General features: G+C 62.6%; 19 protein-coding genes. 10 read left to right on the top strand and 9 right to left on the bottom strand.

From position 1 onward, the window contains the following. The first annotated feature begins 47 nt into the window (after positions 1-47). The 9 genes from AC07OT_RS18860 to AC07OT_RS18900 all read left to right on the top strand — a co-directional run bounded on the left by AC07OT_RS18860 (position 48) and on the right by AC07OT_RS18900 (position 13,924). Complete coding sequence (locus AC07OT_RS18860) at positions 48-734, top strand: fimbrial biogenesis chaperone (protein WP_223841607.1); 687 nt, start codon at positions 48-50, stop codon at positions 732-734. A 23-nt stretch (positions 735-757) separates the two neighbouring features. Then, positions 758-1,741 carry a fimbrial protein gene (locus AC07OT_RS18865; protein ID WP_495108752.1) on the top strand — a complete coding sequence of 328 codons (984 nt, stop codon included), beginning with the start codon at positions 758-760 and terminating at the stop codon, positions 1,739-1,741. 57 nt (positions 1,742-1,798) lie between these two features. After that, complete coding sequence (locus AC07OT_RS18870; protein WP_495108753.1) at positions 1,799-4,597, top strand: ATP-binding protein; 2,799 nt, start codon at positions 1,799-1,801, stop codon at positions 4,595-4,597. After that, complete coding sequence (gene pvrR / locus AC07OT_RS18875; protein ID WP_027607483.1) at positions 4,584-5,777, top strand: response regulator cyclic di-GMP phosphodiesterase PvrR; 1,194 nt, start codon at positions 4,584-4,586, stop codon at positions 5,775-5,777. The genes AC07OT_RS18870 and pvrR overlap by 14 nt, the downstream gene beginning before the upstream one ends. Before the next feature lie 83 nt (positions 5,778-5,860). After that, positions 5,861-9,034 (top strand): hybrid sensor histidine kinase/response regulator, encoded by a 3,174-nt coding sequence (locus AC07OT_RS18880; protein ID WP_495108754.1) that lies wholly within the window; start codon positions 5,861-5,863, stop codon positions 9,032-9,034. A gap of 23 nt (positions 9,035-9,057) precedes the next feature. Next, on the top strand, positions 9,058-9,705 hold the full coding sequence (locus AC07OT_RS18885) for a response regulator (protein ID WP_027607481.1): 648 nt from the start codon (positions 9,058-9,060) through the stop codon (positions 9,703-9,705). Between the two features lie 196 nt (positions 9,706-9,901). Beyond that, positions 9,902-10,507, top strand: a complete 606-nt coding sequence (locus AC07OT_RS18890; protein ID WP_027607480.1) for a fimbrial protein — start codon at positions 9,902-9,904, stop codon at positions 10,505-10,507. 77 nt (positions 10,508-10,584) lie between these two features. Next, positions 10,585-11,325: a fimbrial biogenesis chaperone gene (locus tag AC07OT_RS18895; RefSeq protein WP_065940260.1), complete on the top strand. Its 741-nt coding sequence runs from the start codon at positions 10,585-10,587 to the stop codon at positions 11,323-11,325. 85 nt (positions 11,326-11,410) lie between these two features. Further along, positions 11,411-13,924 carry a fimbria/pilus outer membrane usher protein gene (locus AC07OT_RS18900; RefSeq protein ID WP_495108755.1) on the top strand — a complete coding sequence of 838 codons (2,514 nt, stop codon included), beginning with the start codon at positions 11,411-11,413 and terminating at the stop codon, positions 13,922-13,924. A 6-nt stretch (positions 13,925-13,930) separates the two neighbouring features. Here the strand turns inward: AC07OT_RS18900 and AC07OT_RS18905 are convergent, their stop codons facing one another. The 4 genes from AC07OT_RS18905 to AC07OT_RS18920 form a co-directional block, all read right to left on the bottom strand. Next, on the bottom strand, positions 13,931-14,794 hold the full coding sequence (locus AC07OT_RS18905) for an alpha/beta hydrolase (protein ID WP_495108756.1): 864 nt from the start codon (positions 14,792-14,794) through the stop codon (positions 13,931-13,933). Then, positions 14,794-17,019: a TonB-dependent siderophore receptor gene (locus AC07OT_RS18910; RefSeq protein WP_065940263.1), complete on the bottom strand. Its 2,226-nt coding sequence runs from the start codon at positions 17,017-17,019 to the stop codon at positions 14,794-14,796. Before AC07OT_RS18910 ends, AC07OT_RS18905 begins: the two co-directional genes overlap by 1 nt. Before the next feature lie 97 nt (positions 17,020-17,116). Next, positions 17,117-18,460, bottom strand: a complete 1,344-nt coding sequence (locus AC07OT_RS18915; protein WP_141155518.1) for a HAMP domain-containing sensor histidine kinase — start codon at positions 18,458-18,460, stop codon at positions 17,117-17,119. After that, the gene (locus AC07OT_RS18920) at positions 18,460-19,185 is read right to left on the bottom strand and encodes a response regulator transcription factor (protein WP_081744477.1); all 726 of its coding nucleotides are present in this window, start codon (positions 19,183-19,185) and stop codon (positions 18,460-18,462) included. Before AC07OT_RS18920 ends, AC07OT_RS18915 begins: the two co-directional genes overlap by 1 nt. Positions 19,186-19,290: 105 nt before the next feature. Between AC07OT_RS18920 and AC07OT_RS18925 the strand changes: the two genes are divergently transcribed. Continuing rightward, positions 19,291-20,115, top strand: coding sequence for a 5'-nucleotidase, lipoprotein e(P4) family (locus tag AC07OT_RS18925; protein WP_495108757.1), 825 nt, complete (start codon positions 19,291-19,293; stop codon positions 20,113-20,115). Positions 20,116-20,122: 7 nt separating this feature from the next. On the opposite strand, the gene AC07OT_RS18930 is transcribed toward AC07OT_RS18925, so the two are convergent. The 5 genes from AC07OT_RS18930 to AC07OT_RS18950 all read right to left on the bottom strand — a co-directional run bounded on the left by AC07OT_RS18930 (position 20,123) and on the right by AC07OT_RS18950 (position 25,555). After that, positions 20,123-21,463, bottom strand: coding sequence for an OprD family porin (locus AC07OT_RS18930; RefSeq protein WP_495108769.1), 1,341 nt, complete (start codon positions 21,461-21,463; stop codon positions 20,123-20,125). Between the two features lie 69 nt (positions 21,464-21,532). Further along, on the bottom strand, positions 21,533-22,738 hold the full coding sequence (locus AC07OT_RS18935; protein ID WP_495108758.1) for an acetyltransferase domain-containing protein: 1,206 nt from the start codon (positions 22,736-22,738) through the stop codon (positions 21,533-21,535). 28 nt (positions 22,739-22,766) lie between these two features. Continuing rightward, positions 22,767-23,537 (bottom strand): DUF4198 domain-containing protein, encoded by a 771-nt coding sequence (locus AC07OT_RS18940; protein ID WP_495108759.1) that lies wholly within the window; start codon positions 23,535-23,537, stop codon positions 22,767-22,769. Between the two features lie 839 nt (positions 23,538-24,376). Further along, positions 24,377-24,865 (bottom strand): Lrp/AsnC family transcriptional regulator, encoded by a 489-nt coding sequence (locus AC07OT_RS18945; RefSeq protein WP_010449292.1) that lies wholly within the window; start codon positions 24,863-24,865, stop codon positions 24,377-24,379. Between the two features lie 45 nt (positions 24,866-24,910). After that, a complete protein-coding gene (locus AC07OT_RS18950) occupies positions 24,911-25,555 on the bottom strand; it encodes an HAD family hydrolase (protein ID WP_065940268.1) in 645 nt (214 codons plus the stop codon). Positions 25,556-25,559 lie beyond the last annotated feature (4 nt).

The following is a 25,559-nucleotide window of genomic DNA, read 5'->3' on the forward strand; positions in this document are numbered from 1 at the left end:
ACCATGGGCTGCGTCCCCACACGCTCCCATGGATTTCAATTGTGCTCATGTTTCTACTCAGAATGGCGATGCTGGCCTGTGCGCTGCTGGCTCTCGCACCGCCACCCGCCCGTGCTGCGTTGAAGATCGAAGGCACGCGCCTGATCTACTTCGGCCAGGACAAGGCCGCCAGTATCAGCGTGGTCAATCAGGCACCGCGTGACGTCGTGGTGCAAACCTGGGTCACCGGCGAGGACGATTCAGCCGCAGGCCCCGTGCCGTTTGCCACCCCCGAACCGCTGGTGCGACTGGGCGCCGGGGAACATCACCGGCTGCGCATCCTGTATGCCGGGGAAGGCTTGCCCGCCGATCGCGAGTCGTTGTTCTGGCTCAACGTCATGGAAATTCCGCTCAAGGCGCAAGACGCCAACAGCGTGCAGTTCGCAATACGCCAACGGCTCAAGCTGTTCTATCGGCCGCCCGCGCTCAAGGGTGGCTCGGCCGAGGCGGTGCGGCAATTATCATGGCGCAGCGACGACGGGCCGACTATCACCGTCAGTAACCCCAGCGCGTTTCACCTGTCGCTGGTCAATGTGCAGACCGACAGCCTGGCGCTCAGCGATTACCTGCTGCTCAAACCCCATGAGAGCAAAACCCTCACCGCACCGAGACGTCTGGCCAAAGGCACCCCCCTTCACTTCACCGAAATCACCGATATCGGCTTGCAGGCCCGCCATAGTGCGGCGCTCAAGTGATAGATCGCGGAGTATCTGCCCCCATGTCACTCACCAAACACTGCTTACCGATGCTGCTGTGGGCCTGTGCGGTCCTGCCGGCTACCAGCCACGCCCTGGCCTGCCGTGAGGACGGCACCAACTCGATCATCACCCAGGAGGCACTGGGTACTGCGCTGGCGGTGGCCGCCGATGCGCCCAACGGCACCATCATCTGGGAGTCGGGCCCGCGCTCGACCGATGTGATCTGCAAGGACGACTACGGCCATGGCCGCGAAGAAGTGTATTTCTACGTCAATCCGGCCGGCGTGAGTATCGGCACGGGTATTCGCGTGGGCATTCGCTACAACAACCAGCCGATTACCCAAAGCACCGGCAAGGTCGGTACCGGCTTCTATTCCGATCGAGGCTGCAACTTGGCCAATTGCGTCGGCTGGGACAAGGCGCGCTTTACCCTCAACTTCAGCGTGTTCATCGAGAAATACGACCCCACGCCACCCAGCGGGCAAGCCAGTACGTTGACCTCCTACCGGGTATTCCAGCTCGACGGCGTGCGCGGGCTCAACTCGCGGCCCAACAGCAATTTCAACTACGTGGTCACCGGCATGAACGATATCCGCTTCGTGCCCTGTACCCCCGAGTTGACCATCACCCCCAGCGTGGTCAACTTCCCAACACCGTCGCGCAAGGCTGCCATCGGTGAAATGGCCAGCAGCGCCAACTTCAGCCTGAACCTGCGCAAGGGCTGCGACACGCCCTACACCATCAGCGCACGCTTCGCCAGCACGGCGGGGGGCGGCAGTGTGATCAATGGCTTGCTGGTGCCGGATAACAACAGTTCGGTGGGCATCGCGCTGTCCCGCGCCGAGAGCCAACAGCAATTGCCGTTCAATAACTGGTTCACGCTGCAAGAGTTGATGGGGCTGGGCCAGAGCCACGATGAATTCCGCGCCGACCTGAAATGGCGCACCTTGCCGATCCCGGGTGCCTTCGACGCCGCCGTGGTGGTGGATATGTACTACAAGTAGGCCCGTTTTAAGGATCGTCTTATACCCCCGGTGCACCGTGCTGTTTAAAGTGCGCCGATGCGATTGAAAAGTTATCTGCTCCAGATCAACCCCGTCCTCTCCCGACCCGAAGCAGCCAGAAGGCTGCTTCGTATTTTTGCGACCGTACTGCTGATCGGCATCCTGAGCGGGGTCTATACCTTTCTACTGTCGACGTTCAACAACGACATCTCCCAGCGCCGCGGCTACATGAGCAGCGCCATCGCCGAAGCCCACACTTTTTTTACCAACCGCGAGGCCCTGCTCGAAAGCCTCAGCCTGTCCGCGGTGCGCAAGCAGGCAAGGATCTATCCACCCTCGGAGGAGGAACAACACCTGCAACTGGGTGACACGCCAGGCAACCAGTGGAGCATCTGGCTGACCACGCGCATGCGCGATTACCTCAAGGCCAAGCAGGTCAACCTGCTCTACGTGAACACCGGCCCGACCCCACAGGTGACGCGGCTGTACGACTCCACTGCGCAGGTGCTGCCGATTTCCAAATGCATGCTCAACCGCCTCAAGGCCCTGCAAAACAGCGACCCGGGCACACTCAAGGAGCTGTGGCTCAGCGACAAGACCGAGCAGCACTCGCACCTCTACATCTTCATTCGCCTGGATGAGCGCGACCCCCGCTCCGGCTGGCTGGGCCTGGAAATGGAAAGCCGCGAAGTGTCCCAGACCCTCAGCGACCAGAGCGCCGGCGAATTCATGATGCTCAACTCCCAGGGCATGCTGGTCTTCACCAACAGTCACGACTCACAGCTGAGCCAGCAACGCCTCAAGCCCAGGGAAGACAATTTTTTCGGGTTTGTCGGCAGTGGTTTCCTGCCCGACCACCTGGTGATCCGCAAGCATCTGAAGTCCTCGGACTGGCAACTGATGTACTCCATCGACCTGCGCGCGGTGGTCACCGGCCTGTGGAAACAGTTGCTCGGCTCGCTGCTGTTCTGCCTGCTCAGCCTGACGTTGATCTGGCTGGTGATGCGCCGCGTCGACCAGCGCTTCATCATCCCTTCGATCCATCGCATCCAGGCCTTGATCGAAAGCGAGGCGTTCGGCCGCGACGTGATCCAGACCGCGCCCGTTGCCCTCTGCGTGCTGCGCCGCACCGATGGCCAGGTGGTGCTGGAAAACACCCTGGCCCAACAGTGGCTGGGCCACGGCCCGGAGCGGGAGGCGTTGCGCGCCGGCTGGATCGAGCAGGCCTTTGCCTGCGAGCCGAGCGAACACAGTGACTACTTCGAAACCATCGACGGCCGCCACCTGTACCTGAGCAGCGCCCCCACCCGCTATCGCGGCGAGGACGTGCTGTTTTGCGCGTTCAGCGATATCAGTGCACGCAAGCAAGTCGAGGCGGCGCTGGAAGAAGCACGCCAATCGGCGGATGCCGCCAACGCCGCCAAAACCCTGTTCCTGGCAACCATGAGCCATGAAATCCGCACACCGTTGTATGGCGTGCTCGGCACCCTGGAATTGCTGGCGCGCACGCAACTGGACGCCCAGCAGAAGGACTACCTGCATGCCATCGAAGGCTCCTCCTCGACGCTGCTGCAGTTGATCTGCGACGTGCTGGATGTGTCGAAGATCGAGGCCGGGCAACTGGCCCTGGAGTTGAGCGAATTCTCGCCCCTGGACCTGGTCCACGAAATCATCCAGGGCTACGCCGCAGCCGCCCAGGGCAAGGGCCTGCAACTGTACGCCTGCTTTGATCCCACGCTGCCGGAACGCTTGATCGGCGACGTGACGCGCATCCGTCAGATACTCAACAACCTGCTCAACAACGCGGTGAAGTTCACCGACTACGGGCGCGTGGTGCTGCGGGTCAAAGTACTGGGCCGCGACGGCGAGCGTTCCAGCCTGTTGTGGCAAGTCTCGGACACCGGTAAAGGCATCGCTCAGGAAGACCAGGCGATGATTTTCGAACCGTTCTACCAGAGTGAAGGCAACACCAATGTGGTCGCCGGCACCGGCCTGGGCCTGCCGATCTGCCAACGCCTGACGGAGTTGATGAACGGCAATATCCGCATGGTCAGCGAACTCGGCCTGGGCAGCAGTTTCAGTCTGATCCTGCCGCTGGAAGAGGCTCCCACCCCGCCCATGCCCCCCCTATTGGCCGAGACTATCTACGTGGCCTCGCCGATTCCGGAGTTGGCCAACTCGGTCAGTGGCTGGCTGCGTCGCTGGGGCGCCAGGGCCCAGACCGGCCTGCCGACCCTGGCGGACAATCATCTGCTGCTGCAAGTGCACCCCGGCAGCATCGACCCGTCGCTGGTGCCCGAGTGGCCGGGCCCGGTGATTCACGTCAGCAGCAACGCCTGCACGACCCTGGAGGCCGACGCCGGTGCCTGGCACGTCAACCTCAACCACCTGGGTGCTATTCATCAGGCCGTCAGCCAGGCGCAAGGGCTGTGGGTGGCCCGCGCCGATGAGCACACGCGCCAGCGTGACCTGAATAAACTCAACCTGCACCTGCTGGTGGCCGAGGACAACATCATCAACCAGCTGATACTGCGTGACCAACTCGAAGAGCTCGGCTGTACCGTGGAGCTGGCGGCCGATGGTCAGGAAGCGTTGCAGCTGTACACCGCCGGCAACTTCGACGTGGTGTTGACGGACGTGAACATGCCCCATATCAACGGCTATGAATTGGCGCGCGAACTGCGCCGCCAGGGCTGCCCGTTGCCGATTATCGGGGCCACCGCCAACGCCATGCGCGGCGAGGCCGACCTGTGCCTGGCCGCCGGCATGAACCACTGCCTGGTCAAACCCTTTGCGTTGCGGGCTCTATTCAACTCCCTGGCGCCTTATGCACGGATCACCCATGAAGCCCCTTAGTATTTTGATTGTTGAGGATCATCCCCTGCAGCACATCTACCTGCAGCACCTGCTCAGTGAGTTGGGGGAGTTCATGCTCGAAACCGCCGCGGATGGCAAAGAAGCGCTGGAGCAGCTGCGCCAGCGGGATTTCGACCTGGTACTGACCGATCTGCTGATGCCCGGCATGGACGGCGTGCAGTTTATCCAGTGCCTGGCCAGCCTGCGCTGCAAGCCGGCGCTGGCGATCATGAGCGCTGCGTCGCGACGCATGTTGATGGCGGCCAGCCTGGTGGCAAAAAACCTCGATGTGGAGGTGATCGGGCTGATCTCGAAACCGGTTGCCGCCGATGCATTGCGCAGCCTGGTGGAACAACTCAGGAACAGGGTGTGCAAGCCCTCCCCCGCAATGCCCGAGCACGTGGACATCGACCGTCACAGCCTGATCCAGGCCATGAGCGCCGGCCAGTTCCAGGCCTGGTTCCAACCGAAAAAATCCCTGGCCAACGGCCGTATCGTCGCCGCCGAAGCGTTGGTGCGCTGGATGCACCCCGAGCAAGGCGTGATGCTGCCGGGTGCCTTCCTGCCGGCGATCAAGGCCTTCGAACTGGAGGAACGACTACTGTGGCTGGTGCTCAAGCAGGCGATCCACGCCCAGGAACACTGGCGCCAGCGTGGCTATGAAATCCCGGTGTCGATCAACCTGCCCACCCACCTGCTCAACAGCCACGACCTGGCGGACCGTCTGCTGGAGTTCGTGCTGCACCACGATGGCATCCCGGGGATGATCTGCTTCGAGTTGATGGAGTGCTCGGTGCCGCAGGACATCAGTAACTTCTATGCCGGTGCCTGCCGCCTGCGCATCAAGGGGTTCGGGCTGTCCCAGGATGATTTCGGCAAGGGCTACAGCTCGTACCTGAACCTGGTGTCCACGCCGTTTACCGAACTCAAGATCGACCAGGCGCTGGTCCAGGGCAGCCATGACAACGAAGGCATTGCCCAGGCGTTGGCGAGCATCATCGCGCTGGGCCGCAAACTCGGCCTGACCGTGGTCGCCGAAGGAGTGGAGACGCCCCAGCAACTGGCGCTCCTGCGCAAGATCGACTGCAACCAGGTGCAAGGTTTTCTGATCTCCCACGCGGTGTCGCCGGATCAATTTCAACAACTACTGAACAATGATGGCCCTGCGACATCTCACTAGCAGCCGGCCCCGGATTATTTACCCCGTATTAAGGAGTAAGCTCCATCCAGTGCCGATTTATCCTGCGCCCGCGGAAACCCTTGATGAAGCACAACAACGCGATCCTCGAAGCTTTCACCCGCAGCTCATTGCGCCTGAACAAAGGCCTGATGGTGCTGATTGGCATCGCGTTGCTGCTGGTCCTGACCAACTACTGGTCACTGCAACGCGGGATCGAAACACGCTACGGCGCCACGCGCTTTCACTTCGCGCGGCTGATGGAAAACCTGCAGGAGCAGGAGTCCTATCTCAAGAGCCTGACCCACCCGGGCATCCAGGCCGAACTGTTGCGTGCCACCCATGTGCAGGTCAGCCTGAAAAGCCGCATGGTCGACAACCACCGCACGCTGTACGAAGGCCAGAAGTATTCGTTTTCGGTGCCCTTCAGCGCCAAGTTCGATGAGCAACAGGTCAATGTCGCTGCCCGGCCGCAGATTTTCGCGCTGGGCGCCCACCTGACCAGCTACTACAGCGCCTTCTGGTCCTCCTCGCCCTACGAGGCACCACAAACCTTCCTGTTCAATCGTCAGGCGAACTACACCATTACCGTGCCGTCCGTGGGCTACCAACGCCGCGAAAGCACAGAGGACACGGGCAACCTGGTGGCGCTGGTCAACGCAGTGCAACAACGCCTGGAGCAGACGCCCCAGCCCCTGGAACAAAACCGTGTGTATTGGCAAGCCGGTCCCGCCGCCGAACATTTGCTGGCGTATATCGGCCTGCCACTTGGCGGTCAGGAACAGGCGGTAGTCGGCACCTTGCTCGACCTGTCGCGGGTCGACGATGTACAGCGCGCCCTGGATCACTCGGCATTCGATCGCCTCACGTTGATGGGCCCCGACGGCCAGCGGCTGGCCGGGCCCGACGTCGACGCATCGCTCAGCGATGGCGTGCACTTCAACGCCGATGGCTTCGAATTCAAGATGACCCAGGCCGGTGACCGGCCCTGGAGCGCGGTCTATGGCCTGAACTACGCGCACTTCTTCCACTCTGCGCTGTGGCCGCTGAGCAGCCTGGCGTTGTTTCTCGGCGGCCTGATCACCCTCGGCTGGGGCGGCAGCCGCTGGTATCGGCGCCAGGTAATCAACCCGGCGCGCCTGGCCCACGAGCGCATTGCCGAAAGCGTGGCGTTCAGCCGCGTGATCATCGACACCGCACCCACCGGCCTATGCGTGGTGCGCCGCAGCGACGGCAAGGTGCTTATCGAAAACCAGCGCGCCCAGCAATGGCCGGGCACCGCACGCCTCGTAGCGGCCATGGCCGGTACACCTGAGGGCGCCGAGAGCGGCGAGACGCACCTGGAGATCGAAGGCCGGCACCTGCAGATCGGCTTCGTGTCGACCCGCTACCAGGCCGAAGACGTGCGCCTGTATGCGTTCAACGACATCACCCGTCATATCGATGACGCCCAGGCCCTGGAAGACGCCCGCCGCGCCGCCGATGCGGCCAACGAGGCCAAGACCCTGTTCCTGGCAACCATGAGCCATGAAATCCGCACACCGCTGTATGGCGTGCTCGGTACCCTTGAACTGCTCGGGCTGACAGATCTGGACCCGCACCAGAAAACCTACCTGCAGACCATCCAGCGCTCATCCGGCACGCTGTTCCAACTGATCAGCGATGTGCTCGATGTGTCGAAAATCGAATCCGGGCAAATGGCGATAGAAGCCGTGGATTTCTGCCCGCTGGACATGCTCGAAGACACCCTGCACACCTACGCCGCCTTCGCCCAGCGCAAGGGTTTGCAGCTCTACAGCTGCATAGACCCGCAACTGCCGGACTGCGTCATGGGCGATCCGATGCGGATTCGCCAGATTCTCAATAACCTGGTGAGCAACGCCATCAAGTTCACCGACATCGGCCGCGTGGTGATCCGCGCCCGGGTCACGGCACAGGACGCCAACCACGTTGACCTGGAATGGCAAGTCACCGACTCCGGCGTGGGCATCCCCGAGGCGCAGCAGGCCAAGCTGTTCGATCTGTTTTACCAGGCACCGGACACCGCCAGCGAAGGCGGCGCCGGGCTGGGATTACCGATCTGCCGGTGGCTGGCGCAGATGATGGACGGCGAGATCAGGGTGGTCAGCGAGCCGGGCCTGGGCAGCAGCTTCACATTGAAAATGCGCCTGCCGCTGTGTGGCGGTGCCTTGACCAACCTGCCGCTGATCGAGCCCAGCCCGACGCCGGTGTATGTGCAGGCACCGGTGCGCGAGCTGGCACAGTCAATGAGTGACTGGCTCAACCGCCTGGGCATTGCGGCGGCGCTGGCGGCGCCCACCCAGGAACAGGACAACCGCCACGCGGTGCTGGTGGACCTGTTCGCCAGCGACCCCGCGCGGCCCTGGGTCGGCCAGCGCGTGCTGTGCCTGCCAGGTGCGCACAGCCCGCCGCTGCACACGGCCCAGGGTTGGAGGGTGGATATGTACGATGTACGTGCCATCGCCGCCACGGTCTCGCTGGCACAACACGGCAAGCATGAGCAACCGCCTGCGACGCGCCTGCAAAGTGCCGGGCAGTTGGGGTTGCATATCCTGGTGGCCGAGGACAACCCGGTCAACCAGGCGATTATCAAGGAACAGCTGGAAGCACTCGGTTGCTCGGTGTCCTTGGCCGCCAATGGCGAGCAGGCCCTGCACTTGTGGCAACCGCACGCCTTTGACCTGGTGCTGACCGACGTGAATATGCCGTTGATGAATGGCTATGACCTGGCCAGGGCCCTGCGCGAGCACGACCCGCAGTTGCCGATCATCGGCGTGACCGCCAATGCGATGCGCGAGGAAGGCGTGCGCTGCCTGGCGGTGGGCATGAACGCCTGGATCGTCAAGCCCTTGAGCCTGCAAACCTTGCGTGGCCAGTTGATCAAGCTGTGCAAGGTCAAGCCGCCGGTTGCGCCAGCCACCGCGTCATTCAATGACAGCGTGCAGTTATCGGAGAAGATGCGCCCGCTGTTCATCAGCAGCGTGGAGCAGGACTTGCAAGGTATCGACGCCGCCCTGGCCCAGCGCGACGCCCACGGTCTTGGCCAACGCCTGCATTCGCTGGCCGGCGCCCTGGGTGCCGTCCAGGCGCTCGACCTGGCCCACGCCTGCATCGAACTGGAAAGCGCACTTAACCGTGGCAGCCTCGACACTGCCCTTACGCTCAAGGTGAAAGCGGTCATGCAGCGACTGTCGGCCGTCCTGGAGACTCTCCAGCCCGGGCACTCTTCACTCACTTGAACCGGCACTACGGACGGCCCCTTATGAAAAAATTCAACGTGGTAATCGCGGACGATCACCCGATCGTGTTGCTGGGCGTTCGCGAGCTGGTGGAACGCGACACGCGCTTTCGAGTGGTCGGCGAGGCCGTGTGTTCGGCCGGGCTGATCGATTTGCTGCAGCGCCAGGGCGCCGACATCGTGATCACCGACTACAACATGCCGGGCGACTCGCCCTACGGCGATGGCCTGAAGTTGGTGGAATACCTGAAACGGCATTTCCCACAGGTGCAGGTCCTGATCCTCACGATGATTTCCAACCACCTGATTCTCACCCGCCTGCAAGAGCTGGGTGTGGTCGGCATCATCCAGAAAAGCCAGTTGCACACCGAAATTCAACTGGCACTCCAGGCCATTGCCCAACAGAGCGCCTATCGCAGCCTGGAACCGCCCAAGACATCAGTGATCGAAACCCTCACCGACTTCGACGAGCGCTTTACCAGCTTGTCGCCCAAAGAGTTCGAGATCCTGCGCTTGTTTATCTCCGGCATGAGTGTCAGTGATATTGCACGCAGCCAGAACCGAAGTTCAAAAACCATCAGTGCACAAAAGATATCGGCCATGCGCAAACTTGAAGTTAACAGCGACCAAGACCTGCTCGCTTATTGCCTGGCGCGTAACATTTTCAACTAAAGAACCACTCGCAAGCCATTCGCTGACAATGGCTTCGCCCTTTATTTTCAAACTCCCCGCCTGTTCTTGACGCGTAAGCAGTGCGCCTGAGTTTCGACTTATAAGAATCGTCTTATTCTGGTTAACGACCTCGCCTTTTACTCTTTCCTGGCAGTTCAGTAGTTACATTCTCCAACTAACACTAACGGACATCATCATGAAGAAGTTTTCCCTGGCTGTTATCGCCTCGGCCATTATCGCCGCATCCGGCAGTGCGTTCGCCGACGATACGGTAGCGCCTACTCCTACCCTGGGCGGCAGCGGCAAAATCACCTTCACCGGCGTGATCAACAACGACGCCTGCTCGGTGGACGGCGCCAACTCCGACCGCACCATCTCGGTCGACATGGGCAACGTCTCGATCAAGGACATGGGCACTGCGGAAAACCCAACCGCAGGTCGCGTTACCGCCAAAGACTTCAACCTGAACGTCAACTGCAACCAGGGCACCAAGGTGGCGATGATCTTTGACGCCAACAACGGCGGTTCGGGCCTGGTGACCGGCAAGAACGTACTGGCCCTGAACCCGGGTTCGGCCACCGCGCAAAACGTCGGTATCGCCCTCCTGGACAGCAAAGGCACGCTGATCGATCTGAGCTCGCCAGCCACCGCACGTATCGAAAGCACCATGCACGGTCAAGGCACTGAAGGCGGCGACGCCACCCTGAGCTTCGCGGCGGCCTACGTCACCACCGGTGCCGCCGGTGCGTCCACCGCCGGTCGCGGTGATGCAACCCTGCCGTTCATCCTGCAATACGAATAACCCCGGCGCCCCGTGCACCGAACGCGCGAGGCCATGCGGCCTCGCCATTCCCTTTTTGATGACACCGGATACCCCTCATGCCGCCTCGTTCTATCGCCATGAGCCTGGTGCTGCTGGGCATGCTTATGGCTACCCAGGCCGCCGCCAGCATTTCACTGAATGCCACCCGTATCGTATTCGATGGCGACCACAGGGAAGCCAATATCACCGTGCGCAACGGTAACCAGGACGTGTTGGTGCAATCCTGGGTCGACATGAACGATGCCAGCGGCAGCCGCGCACCGTTTGCCGTCACCCCACCATTGGCGCGGGTGTTCGCCAAGGAACAGCAACTGCTGCGCATCCTGTATGAGGGCGCCGGCATGCCCACGGACCGCGAGTCGGTGGTGTGGCTCAACGTGCAGGAGATCCCCAAGGCCAGCGAGGCCGAGAACACCCTGCAACTGGCGATCCGCCAACGCATCAAGATTTTCTACCGCCCTGCCGGCCTCGCAGGCAGTGCGTTGCAGGCCCCAGCGCAGCTCGAGTGGCGCCTGGCCAGACATGGCGCGCAGACCCTGCTGCGGGTGAAAAACCCGACGCTCTACCACGTGTCCATGGCCGACATCAAAGTGCAGGCGCAACTGGCCAGCGACTCCACCATGATCGCGCCCGGCGAGGAGAAACAGTTTCCCCTCGGCGCCACGCCCGCCAGCGGGCCGGTGCAGTTGTCGTTTTCCAGCATCAATGACTACGGTGCACAGAACGCGTACACCGCGCCCCTGGCCGTCGGCGCTGCCGCCCCCGCGCACGCCACGGAATCACGCCGCAAACCCTAAGCCCCTTTTCTAATCCACAGGCTCACCTCGCGTGCGTGTTTGCGTGCCCGCCTGTTCGCCAACCCGGGATGTCACAGGTCTTCGCATGTCTTTTTTTTCCAGCAACAGGCCCGCGCACGGCGCACTGACGTTGAAGACACTGTCGCTCGCGATGGCCGCCAGCCTGCCGGCCTGGGCAATGGCCGATGAGCCTGCGGAGCGCTTCAACACCACGTTCCTGCAAGGTGCACAGTCCACCGTCGACCTGCAGCAGTTGCTCTCCGCGAACAGCGTGTTGCCGGGCAATTACCGCGTCGACCTGTACAGCAACGAGGTGCTGGTGGGCCGGCGCGATATCGACTTCAAGCGCAACCCCCACAACGGTCGGGTCGAAGCCTGCCTGAACCTCGACCTGCTCAAGCAATTGGGCATCGACCTGGCGCGCTTGCAGGCCGAGGGCAAACTCGACCCGCAGCACCCGCAGGACTGCTACGCCCTGGCCGAGATAATCGAAGAGGCCAACGTGCGCTATGACAGCAGCCGCCTGCGCCTGCTGGCGAGCATTCCGCAAGTGGCCATGCAACGTGGCTTGCGCGGCTATGTCGACCCGCAGCTGTGGGACGAAGGCGTCCCCGCCGCCTTCATCAACTACCAGCTCAACAGCAGTCGTACTGCGGGCGACTACGACACCCGCATCGCCAATAACCTCGGCCTGCGCAACGGCATCAACCTCGGCGCCTGGCGTCTGCGCAACGAATCGAACCTGAGTGGCGGTACCGGGCGCTCGAACACCTACACCAGCAACCGCACCTACCTGCAGCATGATGTGACGGCGATCAAGGGTCAGTTCAGCGCCGGTGAAATTTTCTCCGACACCGACCTGTTTGACAGCGTGCGTTATCGCGGCCTGAAACTGGCCTCCGATGAAGGCATGCGCGCCGACAGCGAACGCGGCTATGCGCCCGTGATCCGAGGTGTGGCGCAAACCAACGCGACCGTGGAAATTCGCCAGAACGACTACATCCTCTACACCGCCAACGTCGCGCCAGGGCCGTTCGAGATCAACGACATCTACCCCAGCGGCTCCAACGGCGACCTGCAAATCACCGTGACCGAAGCCGACGGCAGCCGCCGCGTGACGATGCAGGCGTTCTCCAGCCTGCCGATCATGGTGCGTGAAGGCCAAGTCAAATACAGCGTTTCGGCGGGTACCTTCAAGAGCAACGCCGACGGCCTGGCGACCCCGCGTTTTCTCAGTGGCACGCTGGCGTACGGCTTGACCAGCAACCTCAGCGGCATCGTCGGTTTGCAGGCCAGCGAGGACTACAACGCCGTGTCGGTCGGCGCCGGCAAGAACACCTCGCTGGGCGCGTTCTCCCTGGACGCCACCCACTCGTCCAGCAAGGCACGCGGGCAAACCACCCAGGGCAGCAGCGTGCGTGCGCTATATGCCAAGACCTTCGCCGGCACCGACACCAACTTCACCCTGGCCGCCTACCGCTACTCCACCGAGGGCTACCGCACCCTCACCGACCACGTGGAGGACCTCAGCGAAGACGTGCGCGTTCGCACCGGGCATTCAAAAACCCGCACCGACCTGACCATCAACCAGAGCCTGGGACGCAACAGTGCGTTCGGCAGCCTGTACGTGAATGCCAGCGACCAGCGCTACTGGAATCGCGGCGGCTCGCAGAGTTTTTCCGCCGGCTACACCAGCCACTGGGGCGACCTGAGCTACAACCTGGGCGTGACGCGCACCAAGCAGATTGTCACCTGGGGCGAACCCAGCAGCGACACGCAGTTGAACCTGTCCGTCTCATTCCCGCTGGGCAGCCAGGCGCGCGCACCACGCGCCTTTGTCACCACCAGCCGGCAACACGGCGACACCACCACCCAGGCGGGGATCAACGGCTATGTCGCCGACACCAGCGACACGTTCTATTCGGTGCAGGCGGGCCACAGCGATACCAGCGGCGATTCCGGCTCGGTGAATATCAACAGCCGCACCGCCGTGGCCGACGTCAGCCTCGGCTACAGCCAGGGCCAGGGCTACACCTCGCAGAACTTCAACCTCGCAGGTTCGGTGGTGGCCCATGCCGGCGGTATCAACCTGGGGCAAACGGTCAGCGAGACCTTCGCGCTGGCTCAAGTGCCGGGCATCTCCGGGGCGAAGATCAGCAGTTACAGCGGTGTGGAAACCGGATCCAACGGCTATGCGGTGATCCCGACGGCGCAACCTTATCGGGTGAACTGGATCAGCCTCGACACCCGTGACCTGGGGGGCAACGTGGAGATCACCAACGCCACCCAGCAACTGGTACCGCGCCGGGGGGCCGTGGTCGTCGCGCATTACAGTGGCACCACCGGACGGCGAGTGTTGTTCGAGTTGTTCGATGCGCAACGAAAGCCGCTGTCGTTTGGTGCCTCATTGGAAGATGCCAACGGCAAGCAACTGGCAATTGCCGACCCGAACGGCAATGCCCTGGCGCTGGTTGAGCAGGACCGGGGCACCCTGACCATCAAGTGGGGCGAACAGCGTTGCCGTGCGAGCTATGTGCTGGCGCCACAGAACAAGGCGTTGAACTACGAGCGACAGCCGTTGGTGTGCCAACCCGATTGATGACGCCTACAGGTGTTCGAGGGTATAGCGCAACGACGCGGGTAACATCGGGCCATGGCCAAGGCCGGGAAAGGTCTGGTAGCGGGTAGTCAGCCCCTCGACACTTTGCAGCCTGACCAGCAATCGCTTGGCCGCGGCATCATCCTGCGGCGTGGCCGACCTCGTCGGACCGGCGGGTTCTGCGTCGCCACGCATCAGCAACAGCCTCGGCCGCCGGCCCTGCAGCCGTTGTTGCAAGCCCAGCCCTTCGGCCTCGATCACCCCACTGTTCCACCACAGCGAGGGGCTGGCGGCGGCATACTCATCAAAGGCCTGCGGGCGTGTCAGCAGGGTGTGCAGCACCAGCAGCCCACCATAGGAATGCCCCCACAGCACTTGGCGCGCAGGCTGCACGGCGAGGCGCTGGTTGATCAAGGGCCGGATCTGCCGGGTGAGCAGGTCGAGGAACTGATCGGCCCCACCGCTGGGCACATTCGTCAGTGGGTCGCGTTGCATGCCTTCGCCCACCTGCGGTGTGTAATCGAAGGTGCGGGCATTGCGTTCGATACGCAGTGGCGTGGCGTACCCCACCGCCACCAGCACCGGTGGCGTCGGGTGGTGGGACAGGCGATTCAACAGCTCGGTATCCAATGCCGCCATCGCCGCGTTGCCATCCAACAGGTACGCCACAGGGTTGGCGCCACTGACCTTGGGCGGTTGCCCCAGCCAGATGCGGTAGTGCCGCGCACCATCGGCGGAGTCCAGTTCCAGGGTGCTGAAACGGTAGGCGCTGGCTTCGCGCAATACCGGCGCGTCCATCAACTGGTCCGGTGCCGGCCTGGCATGGGCGCCCTGGGCGACAAGCAAGGCAAGGAAGATCGCGCGCCCCATCAGAACGACGCCGTCAGACTGGTGTACAGGGTGCGGCCGGACTGGTTATAGGTCGCCGCCCCCGCGCCTTCGATGTTGTTCACCCCCTGGGCGTTGCCCTCGCGCCACAGGCGTTTGTCGAAAACGTTATCGACGCCAGCGGTAACGCTCAGATGCTGGCTGATGGCGTAGGTGCCGCTCACACCGGCAATGGCATAGGGCGACAGTTGATTGTTGCCGGTGCCGGTAACACGGTTGCCGTGGTAATCGTACTTTTTCGGGGTCTGCTTGCCGTACCAGGCCACGCTGGCCTGCAGGGACAGAGCCTCGGTGGCTTGCCAATCGAGCATGGAGTTGAGGGTGTACTTGGGCGTGACCGAGAGCACATCGCCGGTCTGTTTGTTTTTCGATTGCAGCATGTAGGTGAAGTTGTTGGTCCAGGTCAGCGACTCGGCCAACGGCAACGTGAGGTTGCCTTCGAGCCCTTCAACCAGTGCCTTGGGGACGTTTTCCCATTGGAAGATATTGGCGTTGGCCGTGGTGCCCGAACCGCCCGAAGCGGTGCCCACCGGCGTCAGGCCGGACTCGATCTTGTTCTTGTAGTCGTTGCGAAAATACGTCAGGCCGGCGACCACCCCGGCAGTATTGCGGTACTCGATCCCCAGCTCCTTGTTGACGCTGGTTTCGGCCTCGAGATCGGCATTGCCTTGCAGGTAGCAGCTCTTGGTCGAGCCATAGCAACCCTGGCCATTGCTGTACAGCAGGTAGTTGGGGTTGAGCTGGTAGAGGTTCGGCGCCTTGTACGAACGGGCAATGCCGGCCTTCAAGGTCAGCGTGTCGGTGAGCACCTGGGACAGGTTCAGCGAGGGGCTCCAGTTGTCGCCGACAATGTCGTGGTGGTCCAGGCGCAGGCCCGGGGTCAGGCGCGTACCGGGGCGCAGCTCGATATTGTCTTCGGCGAACACCGAGAAGATGCGTGACGACGAGGTACTGCTGCGGTTGGTGCTGGTCAGCCCTGCGACACTGCCGCCGGCAGTGGTGGTCTGGGTGTTGGCGCTCGGGTCGTCGAGCCGCGACTCGACCCACTCGGTGCCCAGGGTCAGCACCTGTTCGAAACCGGCGTGCAGCGGCAGGTTGACCTCGCCGTGGGCGGTCAGGTCGCGCAGCACAGTGGTGTAGAAATCGGTGTTGGCGAAGATGCCTTCGGTGCCGCCCGCCAGGCCTTCGTTGATGCGGCTGTTGCGGGTCTTTTCGTATTGCAGGTAGGCCAGGCTGCTGCCGAAATCCCACTCGCCACGGTGGGTGGCCGAATAGGTTTCACGGTAGAGGATGTTGGTCTCATGGCCCAGCATGCTCTTCACATTCGCATTGCTGTTGGTGTTCTGGGTATCGCCGGTATAGATATTGCCCTGGCGGCTGAACCCCGCTTCCAGGTCGAGCGTCTGCTCGGGGGTGAACTGCCAGCTCAGCAGCCCGTTGACGTCCTTGTTGCGTACACCTTCGCGCCCCGCCGGCAAGGTGCCGACCTGGTTACCGGTGCGCACGGACTCATGGCCGCTGTTGATATCGGCATCGTCGGCATTGGTCTTGGCGATGTTGCCGTACACGCGGTAGCTGAGGGTGTCGGTCAGCGGGCCGTTGAGGCCGAAGTTCATGCGCTCGGTCTCACCCTCGGCCGTGTGCTGGGCGAAGTTGTGGTAGATCGTCGCCGAGCCGTGGGTTTCGCTGCCCGGTTGCCGGGTGATGATATTCACCACGCCGCCTGCCGCGCCGTTGCCGTAACGCGCCGCCGCCGGACCACGGATGACTTCGATGCGCTCGATCTGGTCAGCCGGCACCCAGTTGCTGTCACCACGGCTGTCGCGCTCGCCACGCCAGCCGTAACGCACCGAGTTACGGCTGCTGACCGGCTTGCCGTCCACCAGGATCAGGGTGTTTTCCGGGCCCATGCCGCGGATGTCGATCTGGCGGTTGTTGCCGCGCTGGCCGCTGCTGGAGTTACCGGTGAGGTTGACGCCAGGCATGGTGCGGATGATCTCCGAGAGGTCATTGGCCGGGGGGCGTTTCTTGATGTCTTCGGCGGTGATGATCGACACGCCGGGCATCTGCTTGATCTCTTCCTGTGCGGTGCCCAGTACCGTCTGGGTCGGCAGCTCCATCTGCGCGGGGGCTTCGGTTTCAACCGCGAAACTGCTGGCGGGCAACAGGCTGCAAATACTCACGGCAAGCAGGGACAAGCGGAACATGCGCGGATCTCCAAACGTCAGCCCGACCGATAGCGGTGGGCCATCAAAGATCGCCGATGATAATCAGATGCAATTGCGAGTAAAGAACATTAACTTTCTAAACATTCGCCGCGGGCAGGCGCAGGTTCATGCGCAGACCTTGAGTGCCCTGGCTGGCCCACAGCCGGCCGTGCTGCAGTTCGATGGCGCGCCGGGCGATGCTCAGGCCCAGGCCGAAACCGCTGCCCACCGTGCCATCCAGGCGCAGGTAGGCTTCGAAGATGCGCTCAAGATCGCCTCCGGCCACGCCCGGCCCCTGGTCTTCGATCACCAGCCACCAGCTGTCGCCGTCACGCTCGCCGCTCAAGCGCACCACGGCGTGTTGCGGCGAGTGGCGGATGGCATTGCGCAGGATATTTTCCAGGGCCTGGGCAAAGCTGTTGAGGTGCACGTGCACCTGGCAGGCGCTGTCCAGCTCGCAGACCAGCGCATCCAGGGGCCAGCCGGTTTCGAAATGCGCGTCCTGCACCAGCGCTTCCCACACCGAGGCCACCACCACCGTTTCAGCTTCCAGGCGCGGTTTTTCGGTGTCGAGCCAGGCCAGGTTGAGGGAGTCGTCCACCAGCCGGCGCATCTCCTCCACTTCCCGTCCCAGGCGCTGCTCCAGCTGAGCCGGCGACAGGCCGCTTTCACTGGCGATCTTCAAGCGTGCCAACGGTGTGCGGATTTCATGGGACAGGGTGCGCAGCAATTGCCGTTGCTGGTGCAGGCTCTGGCGCAGGCGCCCCGCCATGTGTTCGTAGGCGCGTGCCAGCTCGCCCAATTCGTCCGGGCGCTGGGTCACGCGGCTGCTGGCCAGGGGCTCGAGGTCGCCGGCACTCAAGGCGTTGGCGCGCTCACGCAGTTCGTTCAAAGGCTGTACCAAATGGCGATACAGCAGCAACCCCAGGCCCAGCGCCAACAGCACCGGTACCACGCCGTGGCTCAACACATGGGTCCAGGGCGTCAGGCCCGGTGGCAACAGGCGCTCCGGCAATTGCATCACCAGCCGCCCGCGCTCGGGGTGCTGGGGGAAGGCGATGCTGACGTATGGCAATTCATCGTCCAGGCGCTTGCTCATCGGCCAACTGAGCTTGCGCATGAAAGTCAGGTGGCCGACCTGTTCGGCCGTCAGCGGCGTGGTGCCCAGACTGTGCAAGTAGTCATCCAGCACCGCGACCCAGGTGTGCTCGCGCTGCTGCAACGCCAGTCGCCAGCGCTCCAGCGCCTGGGCATCGCCACTGGCCGCCAGCTGTTCCGCCTCGGCGGCATACGCAGCCAGCGCGATGCGATCCGGCTGTTCCAGAAAGTAGGTGTTGCGCTCCACCTGCAAACCCCAGCTCCAGACCAGCCACACCAGCAGCAGGCAGAAGCACACTTGCAGCGCCGCCATTTTCCACAGCAGCGGATGACGGCGCGGCATCAGGCGCTGTCGCACAGCAGCACGTAGCCCTGATGGCGCACCGCGTCGATGCGAATACCCTGCACATCGATGGCCGCCAGCTTGCGGCGCAGGTTGCACACATGCACATCGAGGCCACGGTCCAGGCGGGTGTAGGGGCGATGCAGCACCTGTTGGTAGAGGAAAGCCTTGCTCAGCGTCTCGCCCCGGTGTGCGTGCAGCGTGCACAACAGACGGAATTCCGAAGCCGTCAGCCCGGCGGCGCGGCCGTTACAGGTGAAATCGCGTGCGTCGCTGTCCAGTCCCGATGTGGAATGCCGGGCGAGCGGTTTCGCGACCCCGCAATCAATCGCCACGCGACGCAGCAAGGCATCGATGCGCACATCGAGTTCCGCCAGGCTGAACGGCTTGGGCAAGTAGTCATCGGCGCCCTGGCTGAAGCCGGTGATGCGATCCTGCTCGGCGCCCAGCGCCGACATCAGGATCACCGGGGTGCCGCGCGCATGCCGCAGGCGTGCAAGGATGTTAAGGCCGCTTTCATTGGGCAGCATGATGTCCAGCAGGATCAGCTCCACCGGCGAATGCAGCGCCAGGTCCAAACCCTGGTCGCCGCAATGGGTGCTGTTCAAGGCAAAGCCGCGACGGCTCAAATGGTTGCTCAGGTGCGTGCACAGCTCCACGTCATCCTCGATGATCAGGATGCGCGGGGCCGGCGATAAGGTTGGCGCTAGATGATAAGTATTCACAATTACGTCAGTTTCGCATCCGGCGAAACATTTCGCAATGTGGTGAATCCACGCGGGATTAGGCTAAGGTGCGGCCCACGCGCCCTTTCCCTGCGAGACCTCTGCATGCGACCCCTGATCTTCGCCAGCCTGTGCCTGCTGGCAGGCTGCCAACAAACGCCGCCGGCCAACGACCAGCTCGACGCCGTACTCTGGACCCAGACCTCCATCGAACACGAGTTGATCTATCGCCAGGTGTTCGCCAACGCCACCCGCCAGCTCGACGTGGCCCTGGCCGATCCCAGCTGGGACGCGTTGCCCTTCCCGCCCCGCAACCTGAGCGGCCTGCCACCGGCGGTGGTGGTGGATATTGACGAAACCCTGCTGGACAACGTGCCGCTCAATGCCCGCGACGTCATCCATAACCAGGTGTATGGCTACGACCGCTGGAACACCTGGGTCGACCAGGCCAAGGCCCAGGCCCTTCCCGGTGCCGTGGCGTTCCTGCAAGCGGCGAAGCAAAAAGGCATCACGGTTTACTACCTGACCAACCGCGAACACCGCCAGGTCGCGGCCACGGTGACCAACCTGCGCCTGCGCGGCTTTCCGGTGGAGAGCAATCAACAGGTGCTCGCCGCCAGCACGCCTACCGGGCACTGCGAAAGCGCCGGCTACGGCAAAAACTGCCGCCGCCAATGGGTCGCCAGCCAGGCTCGCGTGCTGTTGATGGCCGGTGATTCCCTGGGGGATTTCGTCCAGGCCGAACGCAACACCCTCGAGGCCCAGCGCAAGGCCGTCGAACCCTATGTGAACTGGCTCGGGCAGCGCTGGTTTTTGCTGCCCAACCCGACTTACGGCAACTGGTACAGCGCGCCCTATGGGGATGATGAAAAGCTGCCGTTCGCGCAGAAACGCCAGCTCAAGCAGCAGGCGTTGCAGTTGCAGGAGTAACGCCGACCTAGTGCAAGCGCCCGCCCAACGGGTACTCGACCGCCAGGCGGATCTGGTTGGCATCCAGCTCCGCCTGGGCCGCATTGCCCCGGTGCACGGCATGGCGCAGGGTAAAGGCGAGGTTTTTCGCGACACCGGACTGCACCACGTAGCGTGCCTGCAGGTCACGTTCCCAGTGCTTGCCCCCATCACCGTAGCCAAGCCATTGGTAGCCGCCGCGAGGATCCATGTGGCGGCCGTCAATGCCACTGCCACGTACATACAACGCCGCCAGGCTCAGGCCGGGCATGCCATGGCCCGCCAGGTCCAGGTCATAGCGCGCCTGCCACGAGGCTTCCCGGGGAGCGTTGAAGTCGGACAGCGCCACGGCGTTGCTCAGGTAAATCGCCCCGCGCGTCACGTAGTCGAACGGCGTGTCGCCACTGACTTTCTGATAGCCCACGCCCACACTGTGGGCGCCGAGCCGATAGGTCGAGAGCAGGCTCCATGTGGTGTTATCGATGCGCCCCGACAACGCCTTGCCGGTGTCCTGGGTGCGATACAGGTTCAGGTCAACGGTCAGTGCCTGGCCGGGAAACAGCGGCCGGGTGTAGACCGCCCCCAGGTAATGCTGGCGCCAGGTGTCTTCATAGACAGCACTGAACACGCTGGCGCTCAGCCCCTTGATTGCGGTATTGCGCACGCCCACCAGGTCAAAGCGATCGCCTTGTTTGCCGTTGGAATAGTTGACGACAAACCCTCGGTCATGGCTGCTGGCGTTGCGGTCGGTGCTCTCATTGAAGTGCCCGGCGAACAGGGTGGTGGCCGGCAATTCGCGGCTGGTCAGCCACCATCCCGTCGCGGTTTCGGGCAGCAAGCGGCTGTCGGACGAGGCAAACACCGGGGTTTTCACCCGCTGCTCGCCGTAGCGCAATTCGGTTGAGGAAAAACGCAGTTTGGCAACCGCACCACCGCGGCTGAACTGGTCCTTGGGGTGGCCGTCATTGTCCACCGCCAATAGCCGGGCTTTCCCGGCGCGCCCACCGCCACTGTCCAGTTGCCAGGCGGAGTAAACGTGCGCATCCAGGCCAAAACCCAGGGTGCCGGTGGTGAAACCCGAGGTGTAGTCAGCCATCAGGCCATAGGCCCATTCTTCCGCCAGGTCGCTGCGCTGGGATCGAGGTTTGTAGGCGTTGCGTGCGCCGTTGCTGAGGGCGCCATGCTGGTAGTCGCGGCGGTCGTAGACACTGCGGTTGAGCAGGTTCCACTGACTGTCCTCGATAAAGCCGTTGGCGGTGTCTTGTTCGGCGGCGAAGGCGAGCAGGCTCTGCCCTCCCAGTGCCAATAGCAGGGTGCGGGTCGATAGCATCTTCACGGTTTGACTCCAGAACGTGTCAGGCAAAGGTGTTCCGCAGGGCGCAGAACACCGTTGGTTCCGTCAGAGGTATTTGAGCATCGCGATGTCGCGACGACGCTGCTTGAGGTCGGCGAACCAGCGTGTCGGGAAGAACAGCAACACCCCGAGTATCACGCTCCACAACCACACCATCGGCAGGTCGTCAAAACCGTAGTAGGTGCCTTGGTTGGCGCCCCAGATCGCCAGCGCGACCAGGTACATGGCCTTGAGCACGTACAGGTGCAGCAAGTAGAAAAACATCGGCGCCCCACCGTAGATCGCCAGGGTCGCAGTAGCCCAGCGGGCCTGCCACTTCTCGAACAGTGCCAACAGCAGCAGCGACAGGCCCAGGGTGGGCATCAGGAACATCAGCGACGGCGGGTATTTCTTCGCGCTCATGAAGCTCATGAAGGTGCGCAGCGCATCACCGGTCTGCACCCAGGGTTTCTCGCCATACACATTGAGATAGCGGATAAACACGAACGCGACCAGCAGGCCTGCACCCAGCTTGACCAGGCGCGAGATACGCTCGGCCGACGGCATTGCCTTGCCAAACCACGGGCCGATGCCCCAGCCCAGCAGGATCACACCGATCCACGGCAATATCGGGTACGTCGTGCGGGCGCGGGTGAATTCGGTAATGTCGATAAATACCCGCTGATGCAGGATCGACCAGGGCACGAAGAACGGCGACTCCGGCCCGACGGTCACGCCGTCGAGCAAGTTATGCCCAGCGACAATCGCCACCCCCAGCACGATCAGCCAGGCGCGCTTGAAGTGCAGCAAACCGGCGAGCACGATCATGCACAGGCCGATACACCAGATCACTTGCAGCCACAACGTCTTGGGTGGGAACTCGGCGTTCCAGGCAAAGCACACGAAGGTGATTTCCAGGAACACCAGGAACAGCCCGCGCTTGAGCAAAAACACCGAGGTTTCGCGGGCGCTGTGTTTCTGGCTGTAGAGCCAGGCCGACAAGCCCGTCAGGAAGATAAACGCCGGGGCGCAGATCTCGCTGAGCATACGGGTGAAATACAGGTCCGGGGTGACACTCAAGGCATCGATCGGGTCGGTGACCTGCCGGTGCAGCAAGAAGGTTTCGCGCACATGGTCGATGAGCATCAACAGCATCACAAAACCACGCAGCGCATCGATAGCCAGCATGCGCGTGGCCACCGTGACGTTCGTGCGGGCAAGCGTCGGCGCAACAGTGCCCGCCTGACCGGCCAATCCTGAAGAAAGGGTCATATCAATCACTCATGAAGGAGGCAATGAATCAGGCTGACTTTTTCAGCCTGGCGACTTCCGATGCCGGCAGTTGCGACGGCGCGCGAGGTAACGGCGCCTGGCCTTGCTGGCGGTGGAACGACAACGTCGAACTGAAGCGTTTGACGTCAAACCGCTCGGGCTTGCCCGCCGGATCAAGACGCTCCCCAGGGCTGTTGTCCTGGTACTCGACGGCCACCACATAAGTGCCCTGCCAGGGCAGCGCGAAGCTGACGTTGCCGGCGGCATCGCTGCGCTGCTTGAAGACTTCACCGGAGGCGGTTTCCAGCATCACTTCCTGGCCCGTCAGCGGCTTGCCCGCGTAGAACACCCGGAACTGCGCGCCGCCCGCATCGGCAACGCCGGTGGGGACGATATCCAGGGTCAGCTCCGGGCTACGGGCCCGCAGGTCACCGACCCAACGCGTGGCCGGGGTCCAGGCGGCTTTCAAGGTCTTGCCGCCTTCCTGCACATCGAACATCGGATAGTGCAGGTCTTGCGCCAGCAGCGAATCCTCTTGCCCGGGCTGCTCCGCCAGCAGGAACGCCTGGCGCTGCAGGCTCAGTTGCAGCGGTGCCGACCGGTCGGCCATCGACCACGCCCGCAGTTGCCTGAACCGGTCCATTCCCCCCGGCGTGACCTCCAGCACGTTCTTGTCATATTCCCCGTAGTACAAGGCCAAGGGCTGACCGGGAAGTTGTTCGTACCAAATCTGATGCGCCTCGCTGGCGGTTGCCAACATGAACGCGCCATAACCCAACAGTGCTTTTGCGTTGCTCATTCGCATTTTTTTCGCTCCGATTGGTGGTGTTCAACCCAAGGCTGTCGCGGCTGGAAAACACCGCACAACCCTGCGCTCCCTCACTCTGCGAGCATTACAGCGCAGGCCCTTTTGCGTTTTTCGCCGAATTGCACCCACGGATCGGCGCAGACCACTGTTTAAGGGCCCGAAAAAGTGTTTTATGCGGGTTGCGTCGAGATGAGGCGTTTAGCCAAGACTACGGGGGGGCGTGTCCAATTGGGGTGCAAAAGCAGTGAGCGTTGATCGTTCCCACGCTCTGCGCAAGGCTGTGTACCTGATGTACCGAGGTGCCTGCATCGCAGGCAAGCCAGCTCCCACATTTGAACCGGTTCACCCCATAAAGCGGGGTCAGCTGAAAGACCGCCGTCGGGGCATAGCTATCTAACAACGTCGTAGCCGCCAACAGTAACCACGATGCGAAGCGAGCCGCCCTTGATCTTGCTTTTGATCTTGCTTTTGATCTTGATCTTGATCTCAGGCGCCCCGTTAACCACGCTGGCCGTAATCCGACAGTGATTTGGGGGGTAAACCGGCAGGGATGCCGGTTTAGCCGCCCCGCGCCATGGATGGCGCGTGGCGGCGGCCCCCCAAATCACTGTCGGATTACGGGCACACCGAGCCTGGGCGAGGTGCCGAGTGGTGGGGCGAAGGCCTTTTGCTTACTTTTGGGCCTCTCCAAAAGTGAGTCGCTGTAAGAGCGAAACCCTAAGTGGCCGTTACCGCAGCAACGGATATGTACCCGGTCCAATCCAAAAAAATGGTCGGCCCAGAGGCCGCCATCGGGGGCAAGCCCCCTCCCACAGGAAAGCGAGCGTGGGTCAGTGCCGCAGCAACTTGCGCAACGGCACGCCATCCTTGAGCACCGGTGACTTGATCACGATATAGCTGAAGTACTTGGAGATACCGATATTCTTGTCCAGCAGGCTCTCGACCACTTCCTGATAGTGCTGGATGCTGCGGGTCATGAAACGCACCAGATAGTCGTAGCCACCACTGATCAGGTGGCACTCAAGTACCTCGTCCACCAGGCGGATATTCGATTCGAACTTGGCAAAGTCTTCGCGTTTATGGTCGCTGAGGGTGATCTCGGTAAACACCGTCACCGAGTCGGTGATCTTGGCCAGGTTCAAGTGCGCCTTGTAGCTGGAAATATACCCGGCCGATTCCAGCCGCTTGACCCGTTGCAGGCAGGGGCTGGCGGACAGGCCCACGGCGTCGGCGAGGCTGACATTGGTCATCCGCCCGTCTTTTTGCAGTTCAACCAGAATACTGATGTCGATCCGGTCCAGCTTGACTTGCCCTTCCATCACGTACCTCTTGACTGCCGTTTGTAAGACAATCTTCTAGCAAAATCAGCGCCGTAAAGACAGCTGATGCTGCGCCACCAGATCCGCCATGCTGTTGATGCAGTACTCCGCCGCACAAGGCGAAGGCTGCCGCGCCCGGTGGCGGCCGATCAAACAGCGGTCCAGCGCCCCGTGTGCACCGACCGACGGTCGCGTCACATGCAGCACCGGTTGCAGCTGCGCGCCTCGGTCCGTGAGCCATTGCGGGTCTTCGGCGAGGGAAATGAAATCTTCCGGTGCAATCCCCAATCGCTCGCACAACACCCCGCGGTCCTCGGCATCACGGTCGCCACGCACCAGCAAACGGTAGAACTTGCGCAGGTACAGCATCGCCCCCGGCGCATCCTCGAACAACGACCAATTGCCCGCCGAACGCGCAAAGCTCATGCCCTCCTCCCAACTGGCGTGCAGCCCCCAACTTTCGGCCAGTTGGCGATGGGCAAAACACAACACGCCACTGAAGCCCAGCTCGGCGAAACGCGGGTAGAGCCTGGCAACCTGCGTGTTGAATTCGGCCAGAACCTGATCCTTGGCCGGCTGCCCGCCACGGCTGTCGAGCAGCGGCTGCAACGCCGCCCACACCCCTGAATCGCGATCCACCAGCACTTCATCGCAATCGATCAGCAACGCTCGATAATCTGTCAGTCCCATGTGG

Source organism: Pseudomonas sp. GW821-FHT09C10 (assembly GCF_059418085.1).

What these genes read in the sequence shown, in the direction of transcription:
- AC07OT_RS18860 (WP_223841607.1), top strand. Translation starts at nt 48, where the DNA reads ATGTTTCTACTCAGAATGGCGATGCTGGCCTGTGCGCTGCTGGCTCTC.
- AC07OT_RS18865 (WP_495108752.1), top strand. Translation starts at nt 758, where the DNA reads ATGTCACTCACCAAACACTGCTTACCGATGCTGCTGTGGGCCTGTGCG.
- AC07OT_RS18870 (WP_495108753.1), top strand. Translation starts at nt 1,799, where the DNA reads ATGCGATTGAAAAGTTATCTGCTCCAGATCAACCCCGTCCTCTCCCGA.
- pvrR (WP_027607483.1), top strand. Translation starts at nt 4,584, where the DNA reads ATGAAGCCCCTTAGTATTTTGATTGTTGAGGATCATCCCCTGCAGCAC.
- AC07OT_RS18880 (WP_495108754.1), top strand. Translation starts at nt 5,861, where the DNA reads ATGAAGCACAACAACGCGATCCTCGAAGCTTTCACCCGCAGCTCATTG.
- AC07OT_RS18885 (WP_027607481.1), top strand. Translation starts at nt 9,058, where the DNA reads ATGAAAAAATTCAACGTGGTAATCGCGGACGATCACCCGATCGTGTTG.
- AC07OT_RS18890 (WP_027607480.1), top strand. Translation starts at nt 9,902, where the DNA reads ATGAAGAAGTTTTCCCTGGCTGTTATCGCCTCGGCCATTATCGCCGCA.
- AC07OT_RS18895 (WP_065940260.1), top strand. Translation starts at nt 10,585, where the DNA reads ATGCCGCCTCGTTCTATCGCCATGAGCCTGGTGCTGCTGGGCATGCTT.
- AC07OT_RS18900 (WP_495108755.1), top strand. Translation starts at nt 11,411, where the DNA reads ATGTCTTTTTTTTCCAGCAACAGGCCCGCGCACGGCGCACTGACGTTG.
- AC07OT_RS18905 (WP_495108756.1), bottom strand. Translation starts at nt 14,794, where the DNA reads ATGGGGCGCGCGATCTTCCTTGCCTTGCTTGTCGCCCAGGGCGCCCAT.
- AC07OT_RS18910 (WP_065940263.1), bottom strand. Translation starts at nt 17,019, where the DNA reads ATGTTCCGCTTGTCCCTGCTTGCCGTGAGTATTTGCAGCCTGTTGCCC.
- AC07OT_RS18915 (WP_141155518.1), bottom strand. Translation starts at nt 18,460, where the DNA reads ATGCCGCGCCGTCATCCGCTGCTGTGGAAAATGGCGGCGCTGCAAGTG.
- AC07OT_RS18925 (WP_495108757.1), top strand. Translation starts at nt 19,291, where the DNA reads ATGCGACCCCTGATCTTCGCCAGCCTGTGCCTGCTGGCAGGCTGCCAA.
- AC07OT_RS18930 (WP_495108769.1), bottom strand. Translation starts at nt 21,463, where the DNA reads ATGCTATCGACCCGCACCCTGCTATTGGCACTGGGAGGGCAGAGCCTG.
- AC07OT_RS18935 (WP_495108758.1), bottom strand. Translation starts at nt 22,738, where the DNA reads ATGACCCTTTCTTCAGGATTGGCCGGTCAGGCGGGCACTGTTGCGCCG.
- AC07OT_RS18940 (WP_495108759.1), bottom strand. Translation starts at nt 23,537, where the DNA reads ATGAGCAACGCAAAAGCACTGTTGGGTTATGGCGCGTTCATGTTGGCA.
- AC07OT_RS18945 (WP_010449292.1), bottom strand. Translation starts at nt 24,865, where the DNA reads ATGGAAGGGCAAGTCAAGCTGGACCGGATCGACATCAGTATTCTGGTT.
- AC07OT_RS18950 (WP_065940268.1), bottom strand. Translation starts at nt 25,555, where the DNA reads ATGGGACTGACAGATTATCGAGCGTTGCTGATCGATTGCGATGAAGTG.